This window comes from Pseudoalteromonas sp. P1-13-1a, assembly GCF_001401875.1.
GTDB lineage: Bacteria > Pseudomonadota > Gammaproteobacteria > Enterobacterales > Alteromonadaceae > Pseudoalteromonas.
The window spans coordinates 18,875-36,199 of sequence record NZ_LKDV01000005.1 but is presented as its reverse complement, the minus strand read 5'-3'; the positions used below and the strand labels follow the sequence as shown (position 1 = coordinate 36,199).

The window sequence follows — 17,325 nt, the reverse complement described above, 5'->3', positions numbered from 1 at the left end:
GAAACAAAAGTGTAAAATTTAAAGTAAACAACTTGTAAATACAAACATCATATGTTTAACTTGATCGCAAGTTAGGCACTATGCAGAAATAAAAATTAGCATTTCGAATCGTCCTTACCTTTCTTCTGAGTCGCTTAACTAACTATAAAAATAGACGACATCATCACACTGGCATTAAGACACACGATGCCGATAAACAGGAGCGCACACAATGCAGCATAACTTTAGGTTATCAGCAGTCTCTGCAGCTATCATTGCTTCACTTATTTCAACCTCTGCTTTTGCACAAGAGGACGAAAAAAAAGTGAAGACTAAACTAGAAAAAGATATTGAAATAATAGAGGTTCAGGGTATCAAAAGTAGCTTGCGAAAAGCGGTAAACGCAAAGCGCTTTTCCGAGAACGTGAGTGATTCAATTCACGCTGAAGATGTAGGTAAATCAACAGATCAAAACATTGCCGATGCACTTTCAAGGGTAACTGGCGTTTCCATTCAAGAAGAAGGTGGAGAGGGGACACGTATTTCAGTGCGTGGTGCAGGGCCTTCTTTAAACCAAATATCTATGAATGGTGTAGCACTAACAGGTGGGCTTAGCACCGATGGTTCTAGTGCAGGTGCCACTAACGATAACAGCGTAGATTTAAGTTCTTTTTCATCAGATATTTTATCATCAATAGACGTTATTAAAACATCCTCAGCTGATAACGATGAAGGTTCACTTGGTGCGACTGTTGTTTTACGTACTGTGAAGCCTTTAGATTTAGCTAAGCCACGACGTTCATTTACTGTTGAAGGACGTTATAACGAATTTTCCGATGAAAATGATTCACGTATCAACTTTAGCTTTTCTGATAAATACTTCGACGACACCTTTGGTTTTATTATAACTGCTTCTAAAGATACACAAAAAACACGACAAGATCGTATTAATACTGACTGGGCTAATGGTGCAATTCCCATTGTTGATTTAGATAGTGCAACTGGAAGAACAGCTCATGATATAGCAACAGGTAAACCGATTAGAGTATTGGGCTATCAACGTGATACTGATGGTAACAAGCTGTTTGGCAATGACGGCCAAGCGCTATTAAATCCAATTAGCTCGCTCAATAATTACGATCCTGAAACACAACTATTGCATGAAGGTGATTTATTTGTTTTAGCGCGTGAGGTTATTGATTTTACATTAAATAACGACCAACGAGATCGTCTATCAGTATCGACGGGGTTTCAATATAGGCCAACAGACACACTCGATATTCAGCTTGATATTACCCATACAGAGCAGGATGTACTCACTGATAGCCAAAGGCTGCGTTTAAACATGGGGCCTGTTACACCTTTGATTCATCCAAGAGATGATAACACATCACTCAATGGTGTTGATTTATCAACCAATACCTTACAGCAGTCAAGCAGTCGTTCTACGGGGGGAAATTTTGTTCGCTCTTACGGTCTACGTGAAATAGATACAAACGTAGCGTCACTTGATATTGATTATCAGGTAACTGACTCATTAAATATGAATGTGCGCGCTGGTTTTTCTAAAACGACAGATGAAACACCAGACGATGATGAGAAAGATCGTTTCATCTCTATTAGTACAGCTACATGGGGCACGGCAGGTCGGCAAATAGTTGAATCAATGCCTGATGGCAGCCACGAAATGGTTGGCTACGACTGCGGCGCTAATGGAGAATGTAGTTACTCAACGGGTGTTACACCAGGGGAGTTTGATGCTTTTGATGGTACGTCTAATGCGGTGTACAGCCGTTTTAATCCGTATGACATGCAGCACAATCACTTAGGAAGTTTAGTGCTTCGTAAAAATAAGTTAGCGGATACAAACAAGTCGTTATTTGTTGATTTTGACTATGCCCTTGAGGGAGATTTTTTACGTTCTCTTGAGTTTGGTGTTAAGTGGACAAATCGTAAAAAAGATGTCTCTATTCAAAATAGAGCAACCACAAATGGCAGTGACTTAATAGATTTAGAAGACCCCAGTCAAGCGTTTGAAGTACGTGGACTTGGTACAATTCGCTTAGCCGATATAGTTGCAAATAGTGCATACCCATATGATAACTTTGGTGAAGATATTCAATCGGACCGTTCAGCACAATTTTTTAATGGCTGGCCACTGCTAGACGCAGAAAAAGCACTTGAGATTGTATCGGGTAAAGATGCGGGTGAAGTCGGTATACGTGAAACAATTACCGGTAGCCGAAATATAGAAACGGATACTAAAGCTGCCTACTTTAAGGCAAACTTTGAACTCATGGATGGCCGCTTAACCGGTAACCTAGGCCTGCGTTATGTGAAAGACGACACAACGGCAACAGGTGTAGGCGGCATTAACTTTATCCGCTTTCCGCAAATGGTTGATGCGTATAATTTGTTAGTTGAACGTGGTTTAGCTAATACTAATTTAGAACCATGCCCTGCTGCTGTTATGGGGGTATCTGACACGGGTCAGCCTGATCATCGTTACACACCCGCAAACGATGCTGAGCTACAAAATTGTTGGGCATGGCAAATCACTCATGCGTATAACCGCTCAAACCCAGCTACTTTTCCTGTTGACCCTCAAACGGGTCAATTTGTAATTCCCGGGGCTGATGGCAACACAGGGCTGGGTGTAAATCAGCAAGTGTTTGTAGATGAAAATGGCAACATTATAGCTAACAATGCTTTGCCTTCTTTAATTTACGACAGCAACGGGAACTTGGTTCCTACCTCTGCTAATGCATGGGCTCATTTTGCAAGTAATGGGCAAATATGGCCATTTTTGGATAGGACTACCGCTTTCACTGGTCCTCAAGGCAGTGGTCGAGAAGTACAAGACCGCGTTGCATGGGTAACTAAAAAGGGCGGACATGACGCTTATTTACCTAGCTTAAACTTAAATTATGCAGTTAACGACGAAATGATTGCACGTTTTGCTGTTAGTAGAACAATGACGCGTCCTCGTTTTGATTCATTAAACCCACGTACACAAATTTTTGAGCAACAATGGGATTCTGCAAATGGCTCAGCAGGTAATGCAAATTTAAAACCGCTTAAATCAACCAATCTAGACTTGTCTTTCGAGTGGTACTTTAGTGATTCAGGCTTGCTGTCTACAGCGTTTTTTTTCAAAGATATGAAAGACTTTGAAGAAACAGTAGTTGTTCCTTATCACTACAAAGACGTTAGGACCGAATACAATTTACAAACGGCAGACTTACTGCTTGATTACGATGAAAACCGAGCGCCGGGTAACGAAGAAGACTGTATGCCACTTAGGCAAGTTGCGGGCTTTTTTGACCAATGGCGCATTGAATGTGACGTTGTAAACGTAACCACAGTAACCAATGGTAAGGGCGCAGATATTAAAGGTGTTGAACTAGGTTACAACCAAAACTATGACTTTTTACCAAGTTATTGGGGTGGCTTAGGTTTAAACATGAACTATACCTACCAAGATTCAGAATCTGACCGTCAGCAGGTAGGTAATACCGATATATTTTTAAAACCACTACCACAACCTTACACGCCAAAGCATTCCCTAAATACAACACTGTACTGGGAACAAAAAGGGATTCAATTACGTTTAGCGAGTCGCTACACCGGGGAGCAGTTAGTAAACCGAGGTTTAGTTGGCGGTGCTACATGGCAAGAGGCAACCCATCGTTTGGACTTTAGCTCAAGTTATAAAATTAATAAAAACTTTAGTCTAACTTTTCAGGCACTTAACTTAACTGATGAAACTAACCGAATTTATTACACCAGTTCTTTTACGCGCAACGCGTTTGAAGCTAACTCGCAAGAAGTTGTGCTTGATGAAGGTAATGCAATTGAAGATGGCAGTGTAACTACTTCGCGTACAGCATCAGTTTGGAAAACAGGTCGTCAATTCCGTGTTGGTCTTCGCGGTACCTTTTGATTGAGAAACTATTAGCAGCGGGCCACGTTAGGCGCGCTGTCATACAGATTTTGGAGAGTAAGATGAAACATAACTTACTAATAAAAACAGCGATTAGCAGTGTTATATTTTCAGTATTAACAGGGTGCGGCGGTACGGATGAAGGTTACGATCCTCAGTTTAAATCTGATTTAGCACTTGTAATCGATACTGCAGTGATCACAAGCGCATTAGATGAAGAGTCCGCAGTTCATGAAATTGATTTACTGCAAGGCGTAACAATCGACGGTAAACCAGCTTCTGAGTCAGGAGCAACCATAAACGTAAGTGAGTTAGAGTTTGTGGCTAATAATAATTTCATTACCCCACAAACAAGTGCTAATACCATTGCATCACACCGGATTTCACCTTTCACGCAATCAAGTGATAGCACTAAATTAGTGGTCGATACAGATGCGTTTTCACAAGCATTAAGGCAATGCGATCAAACAGATATAAGAGGTCAACTCGACAGTGATGGTAACCCCATTGCGGATGGGTATTTAGATTTTCCAAGCCAAGTTATTTATAACATTACCTATTCTATTGATAATGGCGCAAATCGCATACCAGGGGAGGCACTGCCTAGCCGTACATTGCAATTAACCATCAATGCAATTGATGACCCTGTATCTGAAGTCACTATTTCACCCATAGAAGTACCTGTAGGTGGGCAGGCAAGTGTGTTTGCATCAGCAATACCTAGTTACGCGTGCAACCCCGCACTTGTTTACTCAATTGCAGATGAAGATATTGCAACCATTGATGAAAATGGTCTTATTAGCGCTAAAAATACGGGTGAAACCACTATTACAGCCACAAGTGTTGATAACCCAGAAGTAACAGCAAACGCCACGCTTACAGTAACGGGTGCTTTTAGTATTGCAATAACAAACGATGATAAAAACGAGTTAGGCGCATCTTCCGGAAACAAGGACGTTCCAATCTGCGTAGCAAGCGGTATAGAAGTACAACCGGCTTTATTAAACGCAGAGTTAAGCGGCGAATATACTTTTGATTGGACACTTAACGATGAAGTTTCATTTACGCAAAGCTTAACCTCAAAAAGTGGCTTTGGAGAAGTACTTGCCGTTAAAGCACCTACAACAATAGACAGCTCAAATACGGTCACGGTTGAACTTATTGATGGCGATACAGCAAGTACACCTTTATCACTCATTTCACAAAAAAGTATTACGATAAATACCGTTAATAACCAAATGTGTGAGCCGGGCGTGTCTGAACACCCCGCAGGTTTTAATACTGACTTTAATTTAGATGCAGAGGGTGCGCCCTATAAAGGGAATGCCACTTATAGTGTATCGGCAACCTCTGTGTCGGGTAATGGCCGTTCGCTTGAAATTACAGCGGGCACTGCAACTCAAGGTGAAGCGAATACACCGTACTCTTTTGCAACTCAGCAAGTTTGGAATAAACAACGTAATTGGTATAGCGCCAATTATGGTCGTGGTGCTGAGTCTGTAGGTAAAACGTATCGCTTTTCAGCATGGGTTAAATTAAATCAACTACCTGAACAGCCTATAACGCTTCGCCATGTTGTAGTGCCTTGGGTTTATGAGGGAATTCCTGATGATGCACAAGGTTTTACAGGGCGTTATTCACAAGCGGGGTTATTCAGCGCTGAACTGGATGCAACTACTCAGTGGCAATATATTGAATTTACAGAAGATTCAACTAACACACGAGAGTGGGCAATTCCAGCAACGTGGAGCTCAGTTACTGATGTGTTTACCCTTTGGGAAGTGTATGGACTGCCAGCGGGTGATTCAATCTTGATTGACGATTATGCAGTTACGCGTACCGATATTTAAGCGAGTAATCAACGCATAACATAATATCAATTAGAGCGGCTTTAAACTTATCGGATTAAAGCCGTTCTGCTTATGAGCCACTAAATCTATTCATTTACGCATTAATTTTTAACTTTCACACAAATTTATATACAAAATAATGAGACACCATGAACAGCGCACAAAAAAAAATAGAAACACATAAATTGATGCTCACAGCAGCATTATTGTCGGTAATAACCATTGGTGGTTGTAGCAGCGATTCGACAGCTAATATGCAAAGGCCTCCCCAAGCTATGAGTAACCTCCTGCCATTATCGGATCCACAAAATACAGGTAAATGGATACTTAACACCCAAGTAAGCGATGAATTTGAAGGCAGTGCCATCGATGAAGAGCGTTGGTACATTGTAGGTAAACTAGAAAACGGCAAACCCGTTTATAAGCACCCAGATAAGCCAAATAAAAAAGTATGGAAAGGGCGAGCACCTTCGCAGTTTTCGGGTAATAACTATCGCTTAGAAGATGGAAAATTAAAACTTGAGACCCGTTGGGAGCCCGATTTTCCTTTTGAAGAAAAAATTCACAAACCTGTTTTTGGTGATGCACTTAAATACGAAAATATAACAACAGCGTGTTTTATTGGCCGCAGATCATTTCAATACGGATATATAGAAATTAAAAGTAAAGCCGCTGATGCGCAAATAAGCAGTGCATTTTGGTCAATGGGTGAAAAGCTAGAAGTTGATTTTTTTGAACTGTTTGGAGACTCCCTTGACCCGAAAAAAGACCATATAGACAGTGAACTATGGTGGTCAATTCGCGATTGGAATAAAGAGGTAATGGGGAAGCCCACTTATACAGAGCGCAAAGACTTAGGATTTAGAGTCGCTGATGACTTTCATGTATATGGAATTGATTGGAGTGCTGATGGGATTAAGTATTATGTTGATGGTAAGTTATTTAGTGAAGTTAGCGCTGAACAAGCAGATGCATGGGCTAAAGAGCATCGTGGGGTTGATAAAGGTTATGTAGCCACTAAGCCGTTATTTTTATGGCTCGATCAGGAAACATTTCCTTGGCATGGTGTACCGACCAGCAAAGAGGAGCTTGAGCGTAATAGCCCTGAAGGAAAAAAAGAGGATGGCGTGGTTGATTTTGAAATTGAGTATGTCCGTGTTTGGCAGAAAAAGCCGGCTCAATTAGCTAATTAAGGATTAAAGAAATGAAAAATAATTATAAGCCAGTAAATAAAACTTTTTACTTAACTTTTATTGCTACAAGTATTGTCCTTAGCGGTTGCAGCTATATGAAAGTTGACCCCTACAAAAATAGTTTCACAAAGGGGAATATGTTCTCGGAAACTAAAAATGTTATTCCTTTTGAACCTTTGTCGAGACGTAAATGGGATAGTGCACTCATTGCTGACTTTGATAAAGACGGCTATCAAGATGTATTAATTACTGAGCACACCCACGCAGTAAAAATTTTCTGGAATAACAAAGACAATACCTTTTCAGCACCTCAGATAATTATTAAAGGCGACACTCACGGCGTCGCTGTTGCTGACTATGACCTTGATGGAAGAATGGATTTAATAATTGCTCAAGGCGGTGGTGGCGGCTTAAAACCTCGTTTACCTGTATCGTTTCAAATAAATCACGACCGAACTGTTGAAGGTGGAGAAACATTTAATGATTTTGAACGTACACGCGGCCGTGCGGTTAAATTAATAGATGGCAATAACAGTGGCACCTTAGATTTAATGCTCTCAGCTTTTCCGCTTAAGAAGCAAAAAAAGGGAGCCAACCACATATATCAAAACGAAGGACATAATCAGTTTAAGTTTGTCGATTACTTACCTACTGCAAAATGGCTTGGATATAAGGCCTTAGTTAGTGATTTTGATAATGACGGGCACGATGATTTATTTTTTTACGGCGGAGATGACATTGTTGTAGCGCAGAGTAAATCTGATTTAGGTTATAAAAATAAAAGTAAGACTGTCCTAGGGGATAATCGCAATATTAGCCATGTAAGCAGCATGACCGAAATCGACTTTGATAATGACGGTGACTTCGATTTATTTTTAACCCGCGCTAAACATCAATTTGAACAACACACCTTTTATGATGCTCAATCTCAAAATTTTGCTTTCTTTACTCGTAACGAAGCATTTAAATTTGAAGACTTTAAAATCGAAGGTAATTTTGAAATAGAAAACCTGCAAATGGCATATCCTCATTTTAATGTGTTTATTGGTAAAAATAGTGAGCCGTTAAAACTTAAAGGTCATGGCGGTAGTGAACGTACGGTACAGGTAACAAAAGAACAAGCTGCTGGCTGGCCTAAAAAGCTAAATAACAAAGGTTTATATATAGGTTACTTAGGTAACGACACTTGGCGCGTAGCTGGCGATACTAAATCGCCGACCGCTGGTGTTATTAAAAGAGTGACCAATTCACCCAAAGTAAAAGGGCTTGAGCCATTACCAGCGGTGTTATTAGAAAACCGACAAGGTAAGTTTGTTGATGCAACAGCCAAGCTCAATGTTAATTTAAGCGAACCTACAACCAGTGCTGTAACCGGGGATTTTAATAATGATGGCTGGAGCGACTTATTTGTATTACGTTATGGTAACCCAGCAAAAGCGAACAAGCAGGTACTGTATTTAAATCAGCAAGGTAAAGGCTTTGAGGCTTTAAAAAATCATGGTGTTATTTCAACTGAACTTGGAGCAACAGGGGGCAGTGCACAGGCCTTTGATTACGATAATGACGGCGACCTTGACTTAATTTACTCAAATGAGCGCGGCCGTTGGCATTTATTCACCAACAGCACAGCTTTAGACGCGCAGCATAATTTTCTAGTCACAAATATTGGTTACTCGCCTAAAGCTGGTGTGTCGGCATTGGGAGCTACTGCGACTATAAAAGCATGTGGGCAAACTTATAAGCGTGTTGTAGGCGCAACAGGTGCTGGCTTTTCACAAAGCGAAAATAATAAGTTACACGTTGGTTTAGGTACGTGTACACAGATAAATAATGTATCGGTTCGTTGGAGTAATAATGAACATGTAGATATTAGCAATGCGGTTATTAATGATGCTGATGGGGAGTTAGTTGGAAGAAAAGAGCCGTTGTAAGTAATAAAGTTAGGAAAAAAATAGCGCTAAATTAGCGCTATTTTTTCTTAATCTACTAAAAACTATACTCAATGCTTGCACCTACATAACGCTGCCAATCGCGTGGATAGAACGCTTCACCAAAGCCTTCTGAGTTTATGCGTTGACGTGTAGTGTATGACTTATCAAATAAGTTTTTAACAAATACGCTCATTTTGATGTTTTCTTTACTCACGCTTAAATAGCCATCCCAAATGCTTGACGATGGATTTGCTGATTCACCAAAAGCAAGCTCATTGATTGATTGTGTGTGGCTACCGTTGTACCGCCAAACAGCACGAGTATTAGCTTGCCATCCAGTATCCGCTATTTCAGTACTATACGAAATAGTGCTTAAAAACTGCTGCTCAGCATTATTAGGGAAAGATAGGCCTGTTTGATCAAAACTCTGACGGCCTGTTTCATCGGTTGTACAACGCGCAGCGAGTAAGCCACCATCATTTGCAGGGCAATTAATAGGCGTATCTGCAAAATCTTCGTAGCGTGCATCAAAATAAGCGTAGTTAAACGACCATTTAAGGTTATCTGTGAGCTTTACTACTACATCAGCTTCAATACCGGTAGAACGTGCTTCATTTGCGTTAACATAACCTGCAAAAACAATGTTATTTTCTTCGTCAATTACACGGGTTGCTCGCACCTGATAATCATCAACTGACATATCAAAATAAGTAAAGTTAAATAGCAAATCGTTATCAAAATAAGCAGAGCGCAGGCCTACCTCAAAGTTCGACGAATTTTCAGGCGCAGTAGGAAAGTTATCAGCTTCAGCAGGGTCTGTGTTTGTTGTTACAAAGTAAGACGCCCCTTTATAGCCCGTGGAATAATTTATATAACCACGAATATCAGCTGTAAAGTCATACCCTAGTACTGCTTTATATATAAAGGCAGTATCTGAATCAGAAAACTTAGTAGGATCATCTTGACGTTTTATTAGCGATGGATCAGTTTTAGCCAGCTCAAAAACATCGGCGTAGGTGTCCATACCGACTCCATTAGATGGAGTCGCAAGATCGGTACGTGCAAATGTTGCTTCACCTTTTTCGTGAAGTAGCCTAAAGCCAAATGTGGCATCTAACTGCTCGGTAATTTGGTATTCAAGTTGACCAAAAATGGCAATGTTTTCAAAGCTGGTGGTAAAGTCACCACTGTTAAGTAAGCGAGATGGAACTAACAAAGAACGGTCGTCTTCGCCAGTTGTAGCGTAGTTATCTAAGTAGGCATTTGTTGAAGGTCCTGAGTAACAACCAACTAGCTCGCCTCCTTCAATAAAACCACGGTTACCCGCAATACAACCATCTCTTACTTCAGAGCGCTGGCCGTCGGTATCATGATAAAAGAGGCCTAATACCCAATCAAATTTTTCATTATTAAATGACGATACCCTAAATTCTTGTTGAATTACATCTACGGACTCGTTACCGCCAAATGCCGAACGTTGCACAGGAAAGTTTACTGTAAAAAATGCAGAGCTATTATATAAATCAAAGTCTCTATAGCTACCATTATAGCTAAGTGTAATTTCATCATTTAAATAGTAGTCAGCCGACATAGAAAAACCAAAATTTTCAGTTTTACCGTAATTGGCTTCAGCGTTTCGTGCTGTTACTGGGCCGCCTGCTTCTTCAAAGGTCGACTCTGGGTTTATGCGATTATATGTAGTGCCTTCAATAGTGCCGTCGTCTTTTACATTAACGATTGGTCGTGGGCCAAAATCTGGATTAATGCCACCTAAACGGATAAGTGAACAACAGTTAGTGTCTGTTTCTGAGTACTCTAGACGAAATAACACATTGAGTTCTTCACCATTGTCGTATAAGAGCTGTCCGCGGCCTGCTTTAGTTTCTTTGGCGCCAATGTCATAGTTTTCTTCACCTGGCATGGTGTTTTTTATCCAACCATCTATATCGCTGTATTGAGCATTAAATCGAGCTGCCCAATTTTCGTTAAGTGGTACATTTACAGTGCCGCTAAAATCAGTGCCATCAAACTCAGTAACCTGTGCTCTAACAGTGCCTGAAATTCGGTCATCTAGCTGCGGCTTTTTAGTGACATAATGTAGTAAACCGGTAGATGTATTTTGGCCAAATAGTGTACCTTGTGGCCCGCGCATAGCTTCTACACGTTGAACGTCAGATACCGGGAGATTGAGCATTGATTGGCGGGGGAGTACTTCACCATCAATTACCACTAAGTTTGATGATTGTAAGCCAATAGAATTTGTAAAAGTGCCTATACCACGCGTTTTTAATGTCGTTGTTCTTATTTCGCTGCTGTCATCAATGCCAAAGCCTGGGAGGTAAGTTACTAAATCAAAACCATTATCAATCTGGGTCTCTTGAATTAAATCACCATTCAATACTTCAATTGAAGAGGGCACTTCTTTTAGTGCTTGATCACGTTTTTGCGCGCTCACTAAGATTATTTCAAAGTTATCGTCGTCCTTCTTAACTTCCTCTTGGGCCGAGACTGTGTGTGTGAAAGTTGATAAAGAACAGCATGCAAGCAATATAGCTGTGTGCAATTTACTGTGTTTAAGCATTTTAACCACTCCATTTCTTTATAGTTGTCAGTGTGCAGGTAGTACTTTGCAGTACTTATCATGAAGAATCGAGTTGACTAAAAGACATTGTTGGTGGTTTAAAGACCATTAACAGTCAATAAAAATAAGCAACGCAATTCATTCTAACAATTTAAACATATGATGTTTGCAGTTGCAATATGTTAATCACTTGTTTATTAAATATTGTTTTAGTTAGAGGCAAGTGTTCTGATAGATAAGCGTTAATTAATGACTTTAGTTAAAAGAGATTAAGATTATGGATAAGCAATGTGTAGTTTTAAAAACGAGTAATAATACGTGATGACTTTAAAAGGCAAATACTCGCGCTGATTTTTTAAAAAACTATATTTATCAAATTAGTAATGGTTTGTAACGGTTATTCAACTCACTTTTATAAGTTCAAAACCGCCCAATTATTTAAGTGAATTGGTATAAACATCGACAAGTTTAATTTGGCTCATCAAAGCTGGCTTAATTAGTCGTGTTGTTATTAGGGAGGTGAACTGTATGCACTGAAATTTGTTCAACCTAGGGGCTATTCAATCACGGCTCGAGAAATTAACCAAGTGGACTTTAGAGCTGCTATTGCGTTATTCGCCCCTAGAAAGAAAAGAGTAGCGTATATACGATAAACATGTAACGTTTGCGCTTACGTATGAAAATAAGTGCAAATAGGGACTGCTTTTCTTAAATACCCAACGCATAATTACAGAGTTAATCACGAAAAGTCAGCTTGCCCTATATATTCAAACTTATTTTAACGATGCAAAAAAGTGATAATCTTCAGCATTTTTTAGCTTCTGAGCAAAACTCATCCCTAAACTTTTTAATTGTGTTGCATTGTTATAGGTACTGATTTTTGATTTCAACTCTATTATGGCTTTGGCTGTTGAGCCAATGCTATCGAGTGCTAAAAAGTACAGATAAGCGTATTGCACGTTATTACTCTCAAGTGTCATTGCGTGTTTAAACGAGTCAACAGCAGCGGGTTTGTTACCGCTTCTAATAAGCGCCATACCATTTGCATAATGCAGCGGCGCAGAGCTCGGCACTGCTGTTAAACCATTATTAAGCACGCTTTGCATTTTTTCTGTTTGGCCTAGTCGGTAATAAATGTCGGCTAAATTTACATAACTTGCATCAAAGTAAGGGTCAACGCTAATGCCTTTTTGTAATGACTTAATAGCGCCGTTTACGTCTTGCTTGTTAAGTGCGAGCATACTTTGATTTATATTTCCTTCACCGCGCCATGTATTTACCTTATTGGCATATGCAAGTTCTCTAATTGATTGATTAAGCCCATCTAGCTGCGCTTTTGTTTGGCTTAGATTTTGTGCTGCAGCAACTCGCACCGACTTTAACTTGTCGGTTAATAGTTGCTTATAACTTTTTAAACGCTCTGCTTCGGGCAGCAAAAAGCCTACCTTAGCAATCGCTAGGCGGATAAGCGGAAGCGGTGAGTTTACCCAACTTTTTACGTCACTATCGCTAAGCTCTGTAGTTGAGCCGCCTAAATAACTTATTGCACTGGCACGGTCTATTTCGTTTAACGAAAAATCATTAATCAAGCTCATATGTGCATTTTTCGATATCGCTTTTAATGAGCGTAGTTCAAGCATACTGTGCTCGCTTGCACTTAATTCAGGCGGTTTACCGTGCCACTTTTCAAGCGTGCTTGCTGCCCATTCGTTTGTTTGGCCGTCATGGCATTGCACACACGCATTGGGTGTATCGTATTTTATTGATATGTCAGGGCGCGGAATTTTAAAGCTGTGGTCGCGCCTGTCATCAACGCCCATGTATCTGTTTGTTGGCATGTGGCAACTAACACATTGTGCACCGGCTGACTGTTCTTTATGGCGATGATGCTCGGGTTTATTGTATTCGCTGGCACTATGGCACTGTAAGCACAGCCCATTCGTTTTTGTTTTAACTTTCATGGTGTGTTTATCGTGACAGTCAAGGCAGTTAACACCGGCTTTGTACATTTTACTTTGCGCAAAAGAGCCAAATACATACACCTCTTCTTTAATTTGGCCATCAGCATGATACAAATTCGGTTCTAAAAAGGAAGGGCTAAACTGGTCTAAAAACGCTTGGCTATTGTCAAAACCATCCGTTAGTGGGCTACGTAATGAGTGGCACGCATAACAACCTTGCATAAAGCTGTTATCGCGGGGCTCACCTTGCCACGTGGCGATTGTGTCATCGCCGGTTATTTTCCACTGCGACATATTGGTGGGGCTTGTTTGGGCCGATTTAGTCACTTTTTTAGTTTTATGTTCATCCGTAATCTCACTGTGGCATGATTTACAACCCACATTTATGTTTGAAAAGTGTGTATCAAAGCGCTCCTTTTCACTATTGAAATTACGCTTTAAATTATCTGAATGGCAATCGGCACACATGCCGTTCCAGTTTTGTAGAGGTTGCAGCCAATGGAGACGATCGTCAGGTTTTACATCTTCGTTAGCGTAATTGGCATACCAGCGCTGGCCGCCTAGTGATTTAGCGCGGCTATCCCATGCAAAAGGAAATACTTGGTATTTGCCTTTTTCAACTTCAATTAAATATTGTTGCAGTGGGTCAAAGCCAAAAACATAATTTACGGTGTACGTTTTTTTAGTACCTTGCTCGGTCAAATCAATTAAAAAGGTATCTTTTTCTTTATAAAAAACGGCTTTTTGAGAAAAGTGGGTCGCCGTAGCATTGCTAAAATCACCAAGCACCGTATCGTTGTTAGCTATAGCCATTGAACGAGCATGGTCTGACTGTTCCCAATCATGTGTCTGTTGTTGATGGCAAGATTGGCATTCCTCGTTCGCAATAGCTGAAAAACAACAGCATAAAAAAAGCATACTAACTAAGCGTTTTATTATATTTATCATATTTTAATCTGCCTTCAAACACACTCATTGCATGATATAAATTAGGTAATAGACCCAGCTAATCACTGAGTATTCAAATCGAGCTGCAATTAAACTGATGTGCTGTGATAATTATTTTAAAATATCATACATCATATGTTTGCAATATTGCTATGTTTTGTTTAGTGTAGCGATATTGTGATTTATAAACGTATTTTTTACAACTTAACTATAAAATTAACTGTGCGTAATAATTTAAAGCAATCAATATATTAGCGATGGTGTAATTAATGCTTTTTAACTATGTACAAAAACAGGGTATTAAATAGGAAACTATGATGAATAAGCTACTTGTTCTTCTTTGTGTATGTTTAGGCTTTTGCGTTAGTCCTAATGCAATGGCAAAAGTACAAACAGAAAAACCTAATATTGTTTTAATTTTTGCAGATGACGCAGGTTTTGGTGATTTTGGCTTTCAAGGTAGTACCGAACTTAAAACGCCTAATTTAGATAAATTAGCTGCAAGTGGTGTGCGCTTTACTCAAGGCTATGTGAGTGATTCTACCTGCGGCCCTTCACGCGCTGGGTTGATGACAGGAAAATATCAACAACGCTTTGGCTATGAAGAAATTAATGTACCGGGTTTTATGAGTGATAACTCTGCACTAAAAGGTGCCGATATGGGCTTGCCGCTAGATCAAAAAACAATGGCAGATTACCTCAAAGAGCAAGGTTATAAAACAGCGGTATTTGGTAAGTGGCATTTAGGTGATGCCGACAGGTTTCATCCTCTAAACCGTGGATTCGATACCTTTTTAGGGTTTAGAGGTGGTGACAGAAGCTACTTTAGCTATTCAGAACAAGAAATGGAAAATGGAAACAAACATTTTTTTGATAAAAAATTAGAACGCGACTTTGGTAATTACGAAGAGCCAAAAGAGTATTTAACCGATGAGTTAGGTAAAGAAGCTGTAAAGTATATTGAAGCAAATAAAGATGAACCATTTTTTATCTACTTAGCATTCAATGCAGTACACACCCCGCTTGAATCAGACCCTAAAGACTTAGCAAAATTCCCTCATTTAACGGGTAAACGCAAAGAGCTTGCAGCCATGACATTAGGTTTAGACAGAGCCAGTGGTTACGTACTTGATAAACTTAAAGAGCTTGGTTTAGATGAGAATACGATTGTCGTTTTTTCAAACGATAATGGCGGCCCATCTGATAAAAACGCATCAAATAATGCACCTCTTGCGGGTACTAAGTCTAACCAGCTAGAGGGCGGTATTCGGGTACCGTTTGTAATGAGTTGGCCTAAGCATATTAAACCAGGTTCTGTTTACGACTACCCGGTTAGTACACTCGATTTACTGCCCACCTTTTACAGTGCGGCACAAGGTAAAGCGTTAGGTAGTGATATTGATGGCGTTGACTTATTACCTTATATACAAGGTAAAAATACAGAGCGCCCGCACAAAGTGATGTATTGGAAAAAAGAAAACAGAGCGGTTATTCGTGAGAACGATTGGAAGCTTATTCGATACCCAGACCGCCCTGCAGAATTATACGACTTGAGTACAGATGTTGGTGAGCAAACAAATTTAGCAGCAAAAAATCCGCAACGCGTTAAATCTATGTTTAAATCATTATTTGAGTGGGAACTTACACTTGAGCGTCCGCGTTGGTTATTAAAAAGAAAATACGAAAAATACGATATTGACCGCATGGACAAATACCGTTTACCAGCCACTCAGCCTTAACAATTTATAGGTAATAATAAATGAAAATAGAATCTGTTGAAGCATTGCTTGGCTGCGTTGGCAAACGTAACCAGCTTTTAGTTAAAGTTGTAACCGAGTGTGGGATTGTTGGTTGGGGCGAGTCTGGTCTTTCAAATCGTGAGCATGCAGTCATTGGTGCCATACAGCATTTTGCAGGCTTTTTAAAAGGTCAAGACCCACGTAAAATTGGTCGTATTTGGCAAGAGCTTTATCGAAGCCATTACTTTGAAGGTGGCCGTGTGATTACGGCTGCAATTTCAGCAATTGATATTGCGCTTTACGATATATTGGCTAAATCTTTACAAGTGCCGGTGTATCAACTTTTAGGCGGTAAACAACGTGAGCATATAGAATGTTTTGCGTGTTGTTATACTGAGGCCGACCCAGATAAATTTGATGATTTAGTAAAAGAAGCTAAAGCACTTGTTGCACTTGGTTGGACGACAATAAGAGTGATACCGAGTCGTTTTGATGACCCAGCATTTTTTGAGCCTCAAGAATCTATTACCAGAACAGCCCGTTGCTTAAATGAACTGCGTAAAGTGCTGGGACCTGATATTACACTTGGTATTGATTACCATCACAGATTAAGCGTGGCTGAAGCTGCTTCGTTTTGCCAACGTTTAAAGCCCGATACACTCGATTTTATTGAAGAGCCTATTCGCCATGAATCCCCTGATGCGTATAAAACGCTGCGTACTTTAACGCATATTCCTTTTGCGATTGGTGAAGAGTTTAGCTCTAAATGGGCGGCTAAGCCTTATATAGAGCAGGGGCTAACTCAGTACTTACGTGTTGATGTGTGTAACATTGGTGGCTTAACGGAGGCGATGAAAGTGGCTGGTTGGGCTGAGGCACATTATATAGATGTTATGCCACATAACCCGCTTGGCCCTGTATGCACAGCGGCCACAAATCATTTTGCTGCAGCGCTACCAAATTTAGGCTTAATGGAAACACATCAAGGTCCGTTTAGTGAGTTTGGCGCCCATGATCCACTTCTTTTTCCTAAGCAGCATGTATTAACAGGTAATAAGTTTACTATTCCTGAAGTACCTGGTTTAGGTGTTGAAGTGAACGAAGCCGCGTTCAGATTAGCAACCCCTGTAGAAACCGAAGCGCCGCATTTATCAAAGCGTGATGGCTCACATACTAACTGGTAACTTGCGCAGAGAATTA

At 40.1% G+C, this 17,325-nt stretch carries 8 protein-coding genes; 6 read left to right on the top strand and 2 right to left on the bottom strand.

Translation table 11 applies throughout. From position 1 onward, the window contains the following. Positions 1 to 211 precede the first annotated feature (211 nt). From AN391_RS05340 to AN391_RS05325, 4 genes are all read left to right on the top strand, one after another. A complete protein-coding gene (locus AN391_RS05340; RefSeq protein WP_055014437.1) occupies positions 212 to 3,922 on the top strand; it encodes a TonB-dependent receptor in 3,711 nt (1,236 codons plus the stop codon). 62 nt (positions 3,923 to 3,984) lie between these two features. Further along, positions 3,985 to 5,772 (top strand): Ig-like domain-containing protein, encoded by a 1,788-nt coding sequence (locus AN391_RS05335; RefSeq protein WP_055014436.1) that lies wholly within the window; start codon positions 3,985 to 3,987, stop codon positions 5,770 to 5,772. 149 nt (positions 5,773 to 5,921) lie between these two features. Beyond that, positions 5,922 to 6,965 carry a family 16 glycosylhydrolase gene (locus AN391_RS05330; protein WP_055014435.1) on the top strand — a complete coding sequence of 348 codons (1,044 nt, stop codon included), beginning with the start codon at positions 5,922 to 5,924 and terminating at the stop codon, positions 6,963 to 6,965. A 137-nt stretch (positions 6,966 to 7,102) separates the two neighbouring features. Then, complete coding sequence (locus AN391_RS05325) at positions 7,103 to 8,896, top strand: CRTAC1 family protein (protein WP_161804105.1); 1,794 nt, start codon at positions 7,103 to 7,105, stop codon at positions 8,894 to 8,896. 55 nt (positions 8,897 to 8,951) lie between these two features. On the opposite strand, the gene AN391_RS05320 is transcribed toward AN391_RS05325, so the two are convergent. Together AN391_RS05320 and AN391_RS05315 are read right to left on the bottom strand one after the other, a co-directional pair. Further along, on the bottom strand, positions 8,952 to 11,477 hold the full coding sequence (locus tag AN391_RS05320) for a TonB-dependent receptor (protein ID WP_055014433.1): 2,526 nt from the start codon (positions 11,475 to 11,477) through the stop codon (positions 8,952 to 8,954). A gap of 773 nt (positions 11,478 to 12,250) precedes the next feature. Next, positions 12,251 to 14,386 (bottom strand): multiheme c-type cytochrome, encoded by a 2,136-nt coding sequence (locus AN391_RS05315; protein ID WP_055014432.1) that lies wholly within the window; start codon positions 14,384 to 14,386, stop codon positions 12,251 to 12,253. 317 nt (positions 14,387 to 14,703) lie between these two features. On the opposite strand from AN391_RS05315, the gene AN391_RS05310 reads away from it, so the two are divergent. Beyond that, positions 14,704 to 16,125 carry a sulfatase gene (locus AN391_RS05310; RefSeq protein ID WP_055014431.1) on the top strand — a complete coding sequence of 474 codons (1,422 nt, stop codon included), beginning with the start codon at positions 14,704 to 14,706 and terminating at the stop codon, positions 16,123 to 16,125. 20 nt (positions 16,126 to 16,145) lie between these two features. After that, on the top strand, positions 16,146 to 17,309 hold the full coding sequence (locus AN391_RS05305) for a mandelate racemase/muconate lactonizing enzyme family protein (RefSeq protein WP_055014430.1): 1,164 nt from the start codon (positions 16,146 to 16,148) through the stop codon (positions 17,307 to 17,309). The last annotated feature ends 16 nt before the right edge of the window (positions 17,310 to 17,325 follow it).